The following is a 15,290-nucleotide window of genomic DNA, read 5'->3' as shown; positions in this document are numbered from 1 at the left end:
CGTGGGTAGTGTGGGGCATCGAGGGCCTTCCGGTCCGGTGGTAGATGTCGCAATCCACACCGTTACCGGAGGCCCTCTTTGTGTGTGTCAGGTGGGGTGGGTGTTACCAACCTCAGTGGTCAATACAGCTAGGGCGTGTTCCTCGGATCGTCTCGGTCCCGCCCGTCGCCCTCCACCACCCCCAACGGAGAGCCTGCGGCCCCGGTCTCACCGCGGGCACCGGGCTGCCTCTCGCCGCGCCGATTCCGCTTGAAAAGCCGACCAGGCTGATCTGCGCGAACCGTCTTGCGAGAGGTCGCCCGGACGGCCGCTCGCTGGTCCGAAAGCCTCCGCGGAACACCTCCTCATCCGAACACCTCTCCTGGGCACATTGTCAGTCTTGAAATCTTGACTGACAATGTGCCTATACTGTCCTGCCTCCGTCGCGGAGCGCCTCGGGCGCGCAAGCCGAGCCGCGGCCGCGGCGGCCGAGCAGACGAGAGGACCAGCCACATGGCACAGGGTGTGACGGAGAGCGGGCCCGAGACCGCGGCCAGCGCGCCGCGCAGGGCCGACTGGCATCTGGGCGCGACGCGCTGGACACAGCTCACGCTGACCGAGAACGACCCCGGGCGCTTCGACCCCGACTTCTGGATCGACGTCATGCGCGAGAGCAGGTCCAACGCGGCCTGCATCAGCGCGGGCGGGTACGTCGCCTTCTATCCGACGGACATCCCGCACCACCACCGGAGCGTCCACCTCGGCGACACCGACCCCTTCGGCGCCCTGGTCGACGGAGCGCGCGGCCTGGGCATGCACGTCATGGCCAGGGTGGACCCCCACGCCGTCCACGCCGACGCCGCACGCGCCAACCCCGAGTGGCTGGCGCGTACCGCCGACGGCAGTCCGGTGGAGCACTGGGGGTACCCCGGCATCTGGCTGACCTGCCCGTTCGGTCCCTACAACCGGGAATTCATCACCGAGGTCGCCCGGGAGATCGTCACCCGGTACGACGTGGACGCCGTCTTCGCCAACCGCTGGCAGGGCCACGGCATCTCCTACAGCGAGGCGGCGCTGCGCAGCTTCCGCGACGAGACGGGGTTCGACCTGCCGCGCCGGGAGGGTGATACCTCCGACCCCGCCTGGCGCGCCTACGTGGTGTGGCGCAGGCGCAAGCTGAGCGACCTGGTGAGCCTGTGGGACCAGGCGGTACGCGACATCCGCCCGCACGCCCGCTTCATCCCCAACCTGGGCAGCATCGCCGCGCGTGACCTCGACCGCGACATGCTGGCCAGGCACTTCCCGTTCTTCCTCATCGACAAGCAGGGCCGTTCCGGGGTGGAGGCGCCCTGGTCGGCCGGCCGCAACGGCAAACGGAGCCGGGCGGTCTTCCGGGACAGGCCGGTCGGGCTCATCACCTCCATCGGTCCCGAGCACCACCAGCACCGCTGGAAGGACTCGGTCTCGCCCGGAGCCGAGACGACCATGTGGATCGTCGACGGCTTCGCGCAGGGCGCGTTCCCGTGGTTCACCAAGTTCAACGGCATGGTGCCCGACCGCCGGTGGGTGCGCCCCGTCGCCGAGGCCTTCGCGCTCCACGAGCGCCTGGAGCCCGAACTCGCCGGTCGCCGTATCACGGCGGACGTGGCGCTCCTGGAGACGGGCGGACCGGAGAGGGGACGCTCGCACGAGGACGGCTTCTACCACGCCCTGGTCGAGGCCCGCGTCCCCTTCGAGATCGTCGCGGAGCAGAACCTGACCGAGAGTGAACTCGGCCGGTTCAGGGTCCTCGTCCTTCCCGACGCCGAGCGGTTGAGCCAGGACCAGTGCCGGGCGATCCGGACCTTCGCCGAGTCGGGCGGGAGCGTCGTCGCCGCCCACCGCTCCTCCCTGGACGACGAGTACGGAACCCCGCGGGCCAACTTCGGGCTCGCCGACGTGTTCGGCGTGGACCTGAGCATGCCGGTGCGGGGTCCGGTCAGGAACAACTACGTCGCACTCACCGGCGAGCACCCCACCACGGGCGGGTTCGAGGGGGCGGAGCGGATCATCGGCGGCACCGAGCTCATCGGTGTGACCGCCCGTCCGGGTACCGACGTGCCCCTGCGCTTCGTACCGGACTACCCCGACCTGCCGATGGAGGAGGTGTACCCGCGCGAGGAACCCGGGAGTCCGGCCCTGGTCGCCCGGGAGCTGCCCGGAGGCGGACGCTCCGTCTATGTGGCCTTCAACCTCGGTTCCCTGTTCTGGGAGGCGCTCCAGCCCGACCACGGGGCACTCGTCGCCAACGCCGTCCGCTGGGCCCTCGGGGAACCGGAACGGGTGCGGGTCCGCGGCCGGGGCCTGGTCGACCTCGCGCTCTGGGAGGACACGGAGTCGGTCGTCGCGGTGCTTGTGAACCTCACCAACCCCATGGCACTCAAGGGGCCCATGCGCGAGATCATCCCGCTCCCCGAACAGGAGGTCTCGGTCGCCCTGCCGGAGGGCGCGGTGGGCGCCCGCGCCCGCCTCCTGGTCGCCGACTCCGACGTCCCGGTACGCATCCGCGCGGGGCGGGCCGAGGTCACCGTGGGCTCGGCGGACCTGATGGAGGCCGTCCGCCTCACGTGGATCCGGGGTGAGCGGGCATGACCGGGCAGAGCCTGTGGTGGCACCGGCCCTTCCAGATGTTCCAGACCAACCTCAGGGAGGTCGACGCACCCCTCGACGTCGACCGGGTCCTCGACTACCTGGAGGACTTCGGCGCGCGTGCCTGGCTCCTCAGCGTCGGCGGCATCGTGTCCAACTACCCCACGGAACTGGAGTTCCAGACCCGCAACCCCGCGCTGGACCGGCGCCCCTCGGGAGACCTCGTGGGCGACGCGGTGGCGGCCGCCCGGGAGAGGGGGGTGCGGGTCCTGGCCCGCATGGACTTCTCCAAGGTCGACCACCGCCGGGCCGAGCGCCACCCGGAGTGGTGCTTCACGGGGGCCGACGGGACGCAGCAGGTCTACAACGGCCTGACCAGCGTGTGCCCCAGCGGGGACTACTACCAGCACCGCCTCCTGGAGGTGGTCGACGAGGTCCTGGACCGCTACCCCGTGGACGGGTTCTTCTTCAACTGGATGTCCTTCAACGAGGTCGACTACAGCGGTGTCCACCGGGGGACGTGCCACTGCCTGCCCTGCCAGCGGGCGTTCGCGGCCTTCGCGCCCGGTGTCGAGATGCCGACCGGACCCGCGTCCCCCGCCTACCAGGTGTGGAAGCGGTTCACGGAGGCGGTGCTCGACGACCTGACCTCCCGCGTGCGCGACCACGTCAGCGCACGTCGGCCCGAGGCGCCGCTCATCCTCGGCGACCGCGCCGACATCGTCTTCCACGAGGCCAACAACGCCGTCGGACGCACCCTGTGGCACCACAGGACCGCTGAGCACGTCAGCGCGGCCCGGACGTACCGGCCCGGGGTGCCCGTGCTCACCAACGCCGTGGGCTTCGTCGACATGCCCTACCGCCTGGCGGGCGAGGAGCCCCACCACTTCGCCCAGTACCTGGTCCAGGCCGTCTCACGGGGCGCCAACCCCTCCACGTACATCATGGGGACCCCGGACGACGTCACCTACGAGTGCCTCGACGTGGCCGGTGAGCTGACCCGGTTCCACCGCGACCACGGCGGGTTCTACCAGGACCTGGTGTCCGCGGCCCGTGTCCTCCTCGTCCGGCCGGACCCGCTCAAGCTCGCCCCCGCCCGGTTCGAGGAGGCCGTCCACGAGTTCCGGGGACTGTACTCGGCGCTCCTCGAACGGCACATCCCCTTCGACGTCCTGCCCGAGCCTCGTGTCCCCGACGTCGACCGCCAGGGCCGGTTGGGGGACTACGGGCTGGTCGTCCTGCCCGACCTGGGACCGTTGGACCGGGAGGCGGTCGACTCCCTGGGCCGCTACGCCGAGGAGGGCGGAGGCGTGCTCGCCACCGGGACGAGCGGGTTCGACGGCGACGCCTCCCTGATCCAGGGCTCGCCGGTACTGCGCAGGACGGCGGTCCGGGACACAGTCGAGTCCGTGCGCTCGCTGCACCTGCGCCGCCCCGGCCGGGACGACGCGCGACGCGGGGGCGACCTCCCCGTCGTGGGCGCCTTCCACGTGGTCGAGCCCGTCGCGGACGCCGACACCGACCTCCCGGTGCTGTCCCGGGCTCCCTACGGCCCACCCGAGAAGTGCCACGGCCACCTTCTCCTCGACCACCCCGGCGCACTGTGGCGCGCCCACGGGCTCGGCCGGGTGGCCGTGCTGCCCTGGACACCGGGCAGGGCGTACCACCAGCTGGGCCTGAGCGGGCACCGGGACGTGTTCGTCGAGGCCGCGCTGCGCACCGCGAGCGGCCCGGTCCGGGTCGACACCGACCTCCCCGAGCAGGTCGAGGTGGTCCTGGGCGTCTCGGAGGCCGGGGGAGTGGTCCACCTGGTCAACCACTCCGGCGCCGTGCCCCAGGGGTTCCGCGCACCGCTGCCGGTCGAGGGGCGCCGCCTGCGGGTGCCGTGGTGGTCGCACCAGCCCTCACACGCCCTGCGCGCCGACACGTCCCTGGCGGTCGGGGAGGACGTCGCGCTGCCCCGCGTCGACCTCTTCGAGGTCCTGGTCACCGAGTGTCCCGTCACCACCCGGTAACTTTGTAAAACAAGTATTCATGAATCATTGACTTACCAGAACCACGCCGGAAACATGACCTGTGAAGCTGCACACTCACTGGGGTGACCTCCCCCGCAGCGAAGGGAACGTGATGAGAGATTTCGATCGGCGCGCATTTCTCGCGTTGACCGGCATGGGCGCCATGGGGGTCTCCGGGCTCCTGTCGGGCTGTGGCGGCAGCGGCTCGGGGACCGTCCTCCGGTACGCCTGGTGGGGCAACACCGTCCGCCAGCAGAGCTACAACCAGGCCCTGGAGGCGTTCCAGGAGGCCAACCCCGACATCACGGTCGAGCCGGAGTTCGCCGAGTACACCGCCTTCCAGGAGCGCATGACCACGCAGATGGCGGCCCGCAACGTCGCCGACGTCTTCTGGATCGCCTCCCCCCAGGTCATGACCTACGAGGCCAACGGGCTGTACCGCAGGCTCGACGACATCCCCACCCTCGACCTCTCCGACTACAGCGACGAGGACATCGAGTCCTTCTCCCTCAACGGCGAACTCCTGAGCATGCCGCACGGCGTCTTCGTCCCCGTGGTCCGCCACAACGAGACCTTCCTCGACGAGGAGGGCGCGCGGATGCCCGGAGAGGACTGGACCTGGGAGGACCTCTCGGAGTTCCTCATCGACTACAGCGCGAACAACGCGCAGGGGCGCCGGGGCGCGACCTACACGCCCGACCAGGACATGGCCTTCGAGGCGTGGCTGCGCCAGCGCGGCCAGGACCTGTGGACCGAGGAGGGGACCGTCGGGTTCGACGCGGAGGCCCTCGGCGACTGGTTCGAGTGGTGGCGCGTTCTCCTCGACGAGGGGGCGGTCCTGAGCCTGGGCGAGCAGGAGGGCATGCAGCCCGACTTCTCCGCGGTCGGCGACCGGGTCCTGCTCAACTTCGGCAGCTCCAACCACATCATCGACGAAGCCGCCATGTTCCCCGAATGGAAGTACCGCCTGCGGTCCGTGCCGGTCGGCGCGGACGCGGCCGACGGACACCGCTTCCTCTACTACCCGCGGCTGGCCGTCTACCAGGGCATCGACGACGACAACGTCGAGGCGGCGGGAAAGCTCATCGACTTCAACGTCAACAACGCCGACTTCCTGCGCACCGTCGGCCTCACCATGGGCGCGCCGCCCAACCCCCGCCTCCTCGCGGAGGCCTACGACTTCGCCTCCGAGGACGAGAAGGAGATGCTGGCCGTGGTGGAGGCGGACCGCGCCGAGCAGCAGCGCCCCCGGTACGAGGCTCCGCCCGGGACGGGCACCTGGAGGGAGGCCATGTCGCGGGCCTCGGAGAACGTCGCCCTGGGCAACGCCGGGGTCTCGCAGGTGACCGAGGAGCTCATCGCCGAGATCCAGGCCGGCATCGACCGGGGGGCGTAGGACGTGCCCCCCTCAGTGAGCCCCCGCCGCTTCGGCGCGCCGTCCCCGCGGCAGCGCCAGGGCCGTGCCGCCTACGTGTTCCTGTCCCCCTGGCTGTTGGGCCTGGGCCTGGTGACGGCCATACCGCTGGGAGCCTCGCTCTACCTGGCCTTCACCGACTACAACATCCTCAGCTCGCCGACCTTCACCGGTCTGGACAACTTCGCGCGCATGCTCGGCGACGAACGCTTCTGGGCGGCCTCCTCGGTCACCGCCCGGTACGTGGTCGTCTCGGTGCCGCTCCAGCTGATGTTCGCCCTCCTGCTGGCCGTCATCCTCGACCGGGGACTGCGCGGACTCCCGTTCTACCGCGGCGCCTTCTACCTGCCCTCGCTCCTGGGGGCGAGCGTCGCGGTCGCCATCCTGTGGCGCGAGGTGTTCGGCCACGAGGGCCTGGTCAACGACGCCCTCGCCCTGATGGGCATCGAGGGGCAGAGCTGGCTCCAGAACCCGTCCACGGCCCTGTCGACCCTGATCGTGCTGAACGTGTGGACCTTCGGGTCACCGATGGTGATCTTCCTGGCCGGCCTCCGGCAGATCCCCGAGGAGTACTACGAGGCGGCGCGCGTCGACGGCGCCTCACGCCTCCGGCAGTTCCGGCACATCACCGTCCCCATACTGACGCCGATCATCTTCTTCAACCTCATCCTCCAGACCATCGGCGCCTTCCAGACCTTCACGCAGGCCCACGTCATCAGCGGCGGTACCGGAGGGCCGGTCGACTCCACCCTCTTCTACACGCTCTACGTGTACCAGCAGGGCTTCAGGGCGTTCGACATGGGCTACGCCTCCGCACTGGCCTGGGTGCTGCTGCTGGTGATCGGCGCCGTGACGGCGGTCCACTTCTTCCTGTCCAAGTACTGGGTGTTCTACGGAGACGACTGATGACCATGACCGACGCTCCACCGGTCGCGGGCGCCGGCCGTCCGCGGCAGCGCCGCCGCCGACCGCGGACCGCGATCCTCAAACACGGCGGACTGCTGCTGTTCCTGGTCGTGATGGTCTACCCGCTGGTCTGGATGGTCGTCAGCGCCTTCAAACCGGCGCACCTCATCCTGACCGAGCCGGGACTGGTGCCCACCGAGGTCACCTTCGAGAACTTCCGTGAGGGCTGGCACGCCCTCAACCAGCCCTTCTCGGTGTTCTTCCTCAACTCCCTCGTGGTGACCGTGGGCTCGATCCTGGGCAACCTGTTCTCCTGCTCACTGGCCGCCTACGCGCTGGCCCGGCTGGAGTTCAGGGCCCGGCGCCTCTTCTTCGGGATCACCCTCGTCACCGTCATGCTGCCGATGCACGTGCTCATCATCCCGCAGTACATCTTCTTCGCCCAGCTGGGATGGGTGGACACCTACCTGCCGCTGCTGATCCCCAAGCTGCTGGCGACCGACGCGTTCTTCGTCTTCCTCATGGTGCAGTTCATCAGGGGCATCCCGCGCGACCTCGACCGTGCCGCCGAGATCGACGGGGCCGGGCACTTCCGGATCTTCTGGCACGTGATCCTGCCGCTGATGCGTCCCGCCCTGGTGACCACGACCATCTTCACGTTCATCTGGACGTGGAACGACTTCTTCACGCCGCTCATCTACCTGACGTCGACGGACATGTACACCGTGCCGGTCGCGCTGAGCGCCATGGTCAGCTCGGAGAGCCAACAGGGAATCGGGATGCTGTTCGCGATGTCCCTGGTATCCCTGCTGCCGGTCATCCTGTTCTTCGTCTTCGCGCAGCGCTACCTGATCCGCGGGATGGTCACCAGCGGCCTCAAATGAGCCCTACTCGGCTCCGGCCGTCTCCTGCGTCCCGGCCTCCAGCAGGGACAGGAGGCGGCCGCGCGCGTGGTCCAGGTGCTCGGACAGACGCAGGCGCGCCGTCTCGGGGTCCTGCGCCCTGATGCCTTCGAGGATCGTCGCGTGCTCGTGGGCCACGGTGCTGCCCTGCGTGGACCGGTGCGCCTGGAAACGGCCCATGGTCAGGTGCACCTCGCCCATGATCAGCTCGTGCATCCTGCTCAGCCGCTCGCTGCCGACACCGGAGACCAGCGCGGTGTGGAAGGCGATGTCGGCCTCCACCTGCCGCTCGAAGTCGCCGTCCCTGGCCGCGGCCTCGATGAGCGCCTGCGCCTCCGTGGCCTCCCTGGGCACCAGGCCCTCGGCCGCCAGGACGGTGACCGCCGCGCTCTCCACCGTGCCCCTGCTGAAGAAGAGGTCGCGGATCTCGTCGGCGTGGAAGTCGGGGACGACAGCCGTCTTGTGGGCCGATCGGCGCAGGAGGCCGAGGGCGGTGAGCCGCTCCAGACACGCCTTGGCGGTGGGGCGCGCGACGTCGTACTCGCTGGCGATCCGGTGCTCGGTGAGCTTCTCGCCAGCCGCGATCTCCCCGTTGACGATGCGAGCGCGCAGCGACTGGTAGAGCGCGTCGGTCAGGGACGAGGGGGCGAGGGTGAAGTTGGCCTGTCGGTTCACGTCTTCATGGTGCCACAGCCGAGTCACTGACACATACATCTGTCTGACCAGTGCACTGGTAAGTCCTGATGAGGGTGTGGGAGTGCGTCCGGTCTGTGACCACCAGCACAGTGCCGCGGTCGGGAGGCGGTCCCCGACGGGGTCCCGCGTACCACGAAGGAGTGTGGGCGGACGGGGAGCGCCCGTGCCGCACGGAGGTGTCCACCGGCTGTCCCGTACGCGCGGGCGCAATTGGCCCGGCCCCTCCCCCCGGCCCGCGGTGAGGGGCTGTTGCCGGCGTATGCCGGTCCTGAGTAACGGCTGGTTTCCGGTCTGGCGTGAATTGGATTTTTCTGGTTGTCATATAAAGACCCCCGGTGGGTCCGGGCGTCTTCGGGTGGGTTACGGCGGTGCCCGTGTTTCTGCTGGTAGTAATCGTAGTTTTGGTCTGCGTTTATACTTCTCGGGTTTGTGGGACCCTGTGGAATCTTGGTAAATTCCTTGTGGTTGAAGCGGGTTGTGAACGTTTCTTCTGAATTCTTTTTCGGTCGTAGCTGGAATGTGTAGGCACCAACCGTAATGCGTCGTTCCCTGACCCGTGCGACGGCGGCTTGGGCGGCTTATGCCCTGGTCCTTGCGCTGGGGACGGTCGCTCCCGCCACAGCCGACGAGAAGGCCCCCGCCGCCACCGATGGCACGTCCGTCCCCGGAGAGCACGGCGTCTCGGGGGAGCGGAGCGGTGAACCGCGCGGGGCCGCCGCGGACGCGGGGAAACCCGGCGACACGATCGGATCCGACGACCACTCCGCCGCCGTTGGCTCTCCCACCGACGGCTCTCCCGCCGTTGGTTCTCCCGCCCCCGGGCGCTCTGACGGCGGTCGCACCGAGGTCGAGAGCTCCGCGTGGACCTATGTGGACCGCGCCTCTCCCGACCGGTCCCACGGCGGCACCGAGAACGCCAGCGTGGGTACCGGGCGCCTCGAATGGGACCGCGTCTACACCCGCAGGGCCCTGCTCCGGTTCCCGGTCGCGCCGGGCCCCGGCACCGCCGTGGACTCCGCTGTGCTGCGCACCGAGGTGGTGTGGTCCTACGACTGCGGCAGCGACTCCTTCGTGCAGCTGCACCGGGTCGATCCCTTCGACGACGGGACCACCTGGAACGACCAGCCGCGGGCCCGCGCGCTTCTCGACACCCGGAGGGTCAGGGGAGGGCGGCCAGCCTGCCCCGTGACCGGCGGCGTGGAGTTCGACGTGACCGGGGCCTACCAGTGGGCCGTGGACAACGGAGAACCCCACCTTCACCTCCGGCTCGGCGAACGCGACGAGTCCGGGACCACGGCCTGGCGCCGCTTCGACGTTGAGGGCGATCCGCCGGTGCTGGTGGTCGACCACGGCACACAGCGGGCCCCGGACACGGCCTCCTCCCCGAATGGCCTGCGGGGCGACTCCGGGGAAGACACCGCCGTCCATGGCCGGGACGCGGCGGATCCCGCGCCGCACCGATCCGTGGAGGGGTTTGCTCCTTCCGGTGTCACCGATCCCGGGACCAGGGAAGATGACGCCCGCGTCCCGGGCCCCGTCTCCGCTGGCCGGCTCCCGAACGGGGGTGGACGGATCCGTTCCCGGCAGGGGGAGCGGACAGACCGTCCCACCGCTCCGGACGGCCAGCGGAAACGGGACGGGGACGCGCCTCCCCGGGTCCGGGGGCCGCCGAGCACGACCCGGTCGGGGACCGTTTCCCGGTTCACCGACCGCGAGGAACAGGTTGACGGACCACGGCACCCGCCTCTCCCGGTGCGACATCCGGCTGGGCACCGGCAGCGCACCGGCGGCAGCCCGAGGGGGTCGGGCAGGCCGTTCCCGGAGCACCGTGAGGTGGGCGGAGCTCGGAAGCGGCCACGGAGCCGTACCACCGCCGCACCGGCCACAGGGCACGGTGGCCGCCTGCGGTGACGGCACGGCTTCGCGCCGGTGAGAGAGGTGTCAGTCCCCGATACCGCACGCGCCCGTGGTGGAGCCCGGCAGGGGGCTCTGCCCCGGAAAGCCGCCGCGGCCCGGAACCTCCTGTGCGCATGGGCACCGCACAGGATGGTGTTCCGGGCCGCCGTCGGCGTTCGTGCGTAGGGGGCCGTGCGCTCCACCGTCAGCGGGCGACGGCGCTAGCCGAGTGCGGCCCGCACGGACTGACAGCTGACGGAGGGTTCCTTCTCCCGCGCTCACTCCGGCCCCGAAGGCACGGGCGGTGCGCGGGCCCGTCGACACGGTGGGGGAATCGGAGCGCCCGGCTGGACCGAGGACGCCATGGAGATCCCCAACGCGGTGCCCTGTTTCACCGGCGGGGTCCGGAGCAGAGGGTGAGGCGAGGAGGCTGGACGGTCGAGCCGTGCTATGAGCACAGGATCACGCCGAAACGGCGGGCCCGCCGCCGCACCGACAACCCAAAAGCCCCTGACCGCTGCGTATTCACTCTGGTCAGGGGCTTTCGTCTTGGAGTGGGTGACGGGAATTGACCTGTGGCCGGTAAGTGTTCCGAACCGCGAGAACGCAAGAAGCCGCGGATGGTGGGGGAATGCCTTCACCCGGTTGTGCCGCGTGGTCCCGGATTCCGCTGGGAGATGTGCAACCTCCGGGTGCACGCCTTTCGTCGCCGTGGCGCACCCGCGCGGGCGCACCGGAGGCTCACGGTACGGGGGCTGCTGGGAGCGGTTGCGTTGACCGATCGCGCCGGGTCTTGCCGTTCCGTGCCGGTGAGGTGGCACCCGCGTCCGAAGGGGCATCGGTTTCGGGGTGCTCGGACGCGAAAGCGGGTGGAGGATCCGTCGCGCGTTCGAACCACGGTTTCCCCTCGGCGGCCATGCCTTCGAGGATGCGGAGCGTGTGGGAGAACCCGGCGGCGTCGAGGTTGATATCCGATGCCTCGGTCTGCGGTTCCTCGTCCCCTTGGTCGTGAACGGGGGTGTCGGACACCGGGATGCTCTTGGCCGGTCCGTTGGTCAGCGTGATGTTCAGGGTGTAGCGGCGTGCACTCTTGATCTGCACCTGGACGGAGGAAAGCGCGTCGAAACGGTAGTTGTCCCGTTCGCTGCGGTGCCACCATGCCCGCTCGAAGTCGAGTTTGGCCGTGGCCTCCCGCACTCCTTCGTTGGTGACCAAGAAGACCCTGATCTCGTACTTTGAGTGACGCCAAGGGCCTCCCTGCACGCTGGCCGACTTGCAGGGACGGTCCGGTGTCGGGAGGAAAGCGTGGGTGGTGACCTCAGACCAGACCAGACGGTGGTGTTTCAGGGCCTCGTTGAGGATCAGGGTCTTATCCGCGTTCAACCAGGCTTCCATCTCCGTTTCCGTGGGCATCAGCGCTTTGAGCTTGCCCTTCCACCGCTCGTACTCGGCTTCCCGCGCGGCGAGGACAATCTCCCGTTCCCAGTTCTCCTCCCTGTAACGACGGTGTTCACTGTGAATCCTCAACCACAGGGGAATCGCGAACCTGCCGGCGATCACGGCGAGGAGGACACAGCCCACGGTTGAGACCGGTGACTCCTGGAACGCGATGCTGAGGGCCGTCATGGTCGCCGCCGCCGAGAGCAGACACAGGATCACGCATCGTGCTTTGGCCGCCGTTCCCACTGTGTGGATTTCGTCAGGTTCCAGCGGCAGGCCCTTGGTCCAGCGCCGCCGGACATCACGCACCATGAACCGGATCAGCCAGTTCACCGCTCCGTTGCGAACGCTACTCTCCCGGTAGACACGGGCGATCTCATCACGCAGAGACCGGCGTACGCCGATGGTCTGGCTCAGCCACTCGTCCCTGTTCTCCGGTTCGGGGGCGTACTTGGCGAAGTAGTGGTCGAACGCACGCTCCACATGATCAGCGAAACCGCGCTCGGGCGGACGCGTGCGCGAGCGTCGGTAACCGTACTCCTGTTCCTTGGCGAGCCTGCGCCGGTTCTTGTGATTCCAGAAGGCGACGTGCCAACCTGCGGCGGCCCCGAAGACGAGCATCGCCAAGCAGGAGACCAGCGACGGCAGGTTCCCCTGAGCCAAGGCGGACTTCATCACGACCGTGACAGGGAACAGGAACGTGCTCGCCAGGATCAGACCTCCGAAGATATCCCGGAGGGTGGTGGACTTCGGCTTGGGCCTCCTGGCCCTGGCCCCGGCGGGTACGGGTTCGAAGTAGACCCAAGCCCGGTCGACCCGTTCGTGGGCGCGTTGCTCCAGTCTGGCGCCCTCCCGGATCCGGTGCCACACACCCTGCTTCATACTTCCGGTGAGTACCAGACCGAGATGGCGCAGAATCAGGTCGCGCTGTGCGCTGGGCAGAGCGTCCAGGCGGATCATCGTGTCCGCAGGGTCTCCACCGGAGCCGTCCACACAGGACAGGAGCTCCAAGACGATGTCCAGGCCCCGCCACCACTCGTTACGTCCTACCGGTGTCCGCCGTGTTGACAGCTCTCCCAGGACCGTGCGGTCCTCCTTGGTGAGATCCCGGTAGGAGCGCTTGCTGAGGATGGCCAGAGCCCGATGGAAATGGATCTCCGGGCCGTCGAATCCGCGCGCGTAGGCTCGCTCCAGGTGCTCCCTCGCTTTGACCGGGACCCCGTCCGCGAGGTAACGGCGCCCGACTTCGTAATCACGCTCAGGCGGGTCGTCGGGGCCCACTACGTAAATGACGGAGTCGTGCACATGGCCCGCCTGGACGCCGACATAGGAGCCGGACTCAGCCGTGTTGGCGGTATCGGGTCCGCTCACGAGAGCCCCTTCACCGCGGTGATCAGCGTCGCGACGTGCGCGGCCAGCGACGCCAGGTCGCCGAGCAGCCCCCGCAGGCGCTTCAGGGCCAGGACCGAGGTCTTCCTGCTCTCGGGTGTTCCCTCCTCGATCCCCTTGTCGGCGATGTCGATCTCGGCCGACGCCGCCTCGTGGGTGTCCTCGTCGATGCGTCCCGCCGAGCGCTCCCGAGCCAGTTTCTCCCGGAGGACGGCGAGCTCGTCCGCGACACCGGACCCTCCGGTCCCGGCCGAAGCGAAGGACACGTGGAACGTGCTGTCGCGCACGTGGCCCGCTTGGACGCCGACACTCCCGTAGGCGGTGTTGGTGACGTTGCCTCCGTCGCCGGAGTCGCCGTTCTTGCGCATGGTGGGGGAATCCTCCTGCCCGATGAGTTCTTCCGCGAGGTCCAGGGCGAAGGCCGCGGCGTTCGCGGCGGCGACCGGTTGCCATTCGCGGTCCGCCTCGCTGGCCTTCGTGCCGTCGGCACGGTCACTGATGCCGCGCACGATCGCCACCGGTGCGCCGCTCAGGTGTCCGGCCTGGGCGACTCCGGCGCCCTCCATCTCGATGGCCAACGCGTCGTTGTAGGTCTGCCTGATCCACTCGGCCTCGCGGGAGATGCGCGAGTTCTGCACGATCTCTCCGGCGGCGATGGGGCCCAGGTGCGCCTGGGGGCGCGGCCTCTCCGGCGGTGCCTGCCGGGACCATGTGCCGAGCCTGGCCAGGTGCGCGGCCGTCTGGGCGATGCCGTGCGGTGACTCCCACGCGCGGGGCCGGGCCTTGAGGCCGTCGTCCTCGCTGGTCCCGCCGTGGTAGGCGTACACGTGCGTCGCCACGACCACGTCACCCAGCGGAGGTGTGTCCCACAGGGCTCCGGCCACGCCCACGAAGAGCACCGCGGCCGGTGAGAACTCCTGGACCGCCCGCTCGACCAGCACCGCCGACGACTGGTTGCCCTTGCCGGTGAGTCCGAGGACGACGCGTCCACGGCCGCCGGGCAGGGTTCCGATCTCGAACCGGGTACCCCGGGCGTGCAGGTGCGGTTCGGGGGAGTGGAGCCGCTCCCGCACGGCCTTGTACTCCAGGTTCAGGGCGGTCAGCACCACCACGAGGTCGTCGCTCATTCCTCGTTCTCGTTCCGGCTCGGGGACAGGGGCCGCATCATCGGAGGGCGCAGTACCTGTTGGGGTCCTGCTCGGAAGAGGCGCGCGGGGCGTCCCTTGGTCACGCGCCGGTCCGAGACGACCGGGGTGAGGAAGCCCGTCACCGCCTGGACCTTGCGGTAGAAGTTGCGCGGGTCGAGCCCGAACCCCCACACCGCCTCGTAGACCCGTTGCAGTTCGGCGATGGTGAAGGTCTCGTCGCAGAAGGCTGTGGCCAGCGAGGTGTGCTCGATCTTCGCGCGGGCGCGTTCCAGCCCGTCGTCGAGGATCTGCCGGTGGTCGAAGGCGAGCCGTCCGCGGCCTGAGGAGAACTCCTCGACGGGACGCCAGGAGGCCGCCGAGGCGTCGGTACCGGCCTCGGGCTCGGGCAGGCCGGGCGCGATGGCGAGGTAGGCGACGGAGACGATGCGCCCCCGCGGGTCCCGGTCGGGGGTGCCGTAGGCGCCCAGCTGCTCCAGGTGTAGTGCGGTCGCGTCGAGGTTGGCCTCTTCGCGCAGTTCCCGACAGGCCGCGTCGAAGACGTCCTCACCGGAATCGGCGATGAACCCGCCGGGCAGGGCCAGTTCGCCTTTGTAGGGGTCGATGCCCCTCTCGATGAGGAGGACGTGGAGGGCTGAGGACCGCAGGGTCAGGATGACCAGGTCAACGGTCAACAGCACGGAGGGTGGTTGCCAGGTTTCGTTCGGCATGCGCTGAGCCTAGCTTCCTGTCAGATCGACAGGAAGCGTTTTTCAGAAATTGGTGCTCGTGGAAATTTGATTTGTTGGTGTGTGTCGAGAAGCCTGTGTTGTTGGTGTTTCTGATGGTCTGTAAGTACTTTTTGGGGGTGGTGGGATTCGGTAGAGAGGCAGTGCAGATC

At 69.1% G+C, this 15,290-nt stretch carries 10 protein-coding genes; 6 read left to right on the top strand and 4 right to left on the bottom strand.

Annotated features, from left to right (window positions below; translation table 11 throughout):
* The first annotated feature begins 492 nt into the window (after positions 1–492).
* The 5 genes from HGB44_RS19590 to HGB44_RS19570 all read left to right on the top strand — a co-directional run bounded on the left by HGB44_RS19590 (position 493) and on the right by HGB44_RS19570 (position 7,826).
* Complete coding sequence (locus HGB44_RS19590) at positions 493–2,610, top strand: family 10 glycosylhydrolase (RefSeq protein WP_061082324.1); 2,118 nt, start codon at positions 493–495, stop codon at positions 2,608–2,610.
* A complete protein-coding gene (locus HGB44_RS19585; protein ID WP_061082325.1) occupies positions 2,607–4,622 on the top strand; it encodes an alpha-amylase family protein in 2,016 nt (671 codons plus the stop codon). Before HGB44_RS19590 ends, HGB44_RS19585 begins: the two co-directional genes overlap by 4 nt.
* Positions 4,623–4,734: 112 nt before the next feature.
* Positions 4,735–6,018 (top strand): ABC transporter substrate-binding protein, encoded by a 1,284-nt coding sequence (locus HGB44_RS19580; protein ID WP_061082326.1) that lies wholly within the window; start codon positions 4,735–4,737, stop codon positions 6,016–6,018.
* Positions 6,019–6,021: 3 nt separating this feature from the next.
* Positions 6,022–6,942, top strand: a complete 921-nt coding sequence (locus tag HGB44_RS19575; RefSeq protein WP_061082327.1) for a carbohydrate ABC transporter permease — start codon at positions 6,022–6,024, stop codon at positions 6,940–6,942.
* A 5-nt stretch (positions 6,943–6,947) separates the two neighbouring features.
* The gene (locus HGB44_RS19570; protein ID WP_061082347.1) at positions 6,948–7,826 is read left to right on the top strand and encodes a carbohydrate ABC transporter permease; all 879 of its coding nucleotides are present in this window, start codon (positions 6,948–6,950) and stop codon (positions 7,824–7,826) included.
* A gap of 3 nt (positions 7,827–7,829) precedes the next feature.
* Here HGB44_RS19570 and HGB44_RS19565 read toward each other — a convergent pair whose 3' ends face one another.
* Entirely contained in the window at positions 7,830–8,519 is a 690-nt protein-coding gene (locus HGB44_RS19565) for a GntR family transcriptional regulator (RefSeq protein WP_231972558.1), read from the bottom strand.
* Positions 8,520–9,077: 558 nt separating this feature from the next.
* On the opposite strand from HGB44_RS19565, the gene HGB44_RS32850 reads away from it, so the two are divergent.
* Positions 9,078–10,451 carry a DNRLRE domain-containing protein gene (locus HGB44_RS32850; RefSeq protein ID WP_369689885.1) on the top strand — a complete coding sequence of 458 codons (1,374 nt, stop codon included), beginning with the start codon at positions 9,078–9,080 and terminating at the stop codon, positions 10,449–10,451.
* Positions 10,452–11,177: 726 nt separating this feature from the next.
* Here HGB44_RS32850 and HGB44_RS19555 read toward each other — a convergent pair.
* From HGB44_RS19555 to HGB44_RS19545, 3 genes are read right to left on the bottom strand one after another with little or no spacing between them, the layout of a single operon-like run.
* On the bottom strand, positions 11,178–13,247 hold the full coding sequence (locus HGB44_RS19555; protein WP_231972559.1) for a hypothetical protein: 2,070 nt from the start codon (positions 13,245–13,247) through the stop codon (positions 11,178–11,180).
* A complete protein-coding gene (locus HGB44_RS19550) occupies positions 13,244–14,392 on the bottom strand; it encodes a 5'-methylthioadenosine/S-adenosylhomocysteine nucleosidase family protein (RefSeq protein WP_061082330.1) in 1,149 nt (382 codons plus the stop codon). Before HGB44_RS19550 ends, HGB44_RS19555 begins: the two co-directional genes overlap by 4 nt.
* Entirely contained in the window at positions 14,389–15,120 is a 732-nt protein-coding gene (locus tag HGB44_RS19545; protein WP_061082331.1) for an NUDIX hydrolase, read from the bottom strand. The genes HGB44_RS19550 and HGB44_RS19545 overlap by 4 nt, the downstream gene beginning before the upstream one ends.
* Between the last annotated feature and the right edge of the window lie 170 nt (positions 15,121–15,290).

This window comes from Nocardiopsis alborubida, assembly GCF_012396365.1.
GTDB classification, from domain to species: domain Bacteria; phylum Actinomycetota; class Actinomycetes; order Streptosporangiales; family Streptosporangiaceae; genus Nocardiopsis; species Nocardiopsis alborubida.
This window is presented reverse-complemented; position numbering and strand designations above follow the sequence as displayed.

Bases quoted from the DNA above. Each gene is read 5' to 3' on its own strand.
- HGB44_RS19550 (WP_061082330.1), bottom strand. From the start codon at position 14,392: ATGAGCGACGACCTCGTGGTGGTGCTGACCGCCCTGAACCTGGAGTAC.
- HGB44_RS19590 (WP_061082324.1), top strand. From the start codon at position 493: ATGGCACAGGGTGTGACGGAGAGCGGGCCCGAGACCGCGGCCAGCGCG.
- HGB44_RS19545 (WP_061082331.1), bottom strand. From the start codon at position 15,120: ATGCCGAACGAAACCTGGCAACCACCCTCCGTGCTGTTGACCGTTGAC.
- HGB44_RS19570 (WP_061082347.1), top strand. From the start codon at position 6,948: ATGACCGACGCTCCACCGGTCGCGGGCGCCGGCCGTCCGCGGCAGCGC.
- HGB44_RS19585 (WP_061082325.1), top strand. From the start codon at position 2,607: ATGACCGGGCAGAGCCTGTGGTGGCACCGGCCCTTCCAGATGTTCCAG.
- HGB44_RS32850 (WP_369689885.1), top strand. From the start codon at position 9,078: ATGCGTCGTTCCCTGACCCGTGCGACGGCGGCTTGGGCGGCTTATGCC.
- HGB44_RS19580 (WP_061082326.1), top strand. From the start codon at position 4,735: ATGAGAGATTTCGATCGGCGCGCATTTCTCGCGTTGACCGGCATGGGC.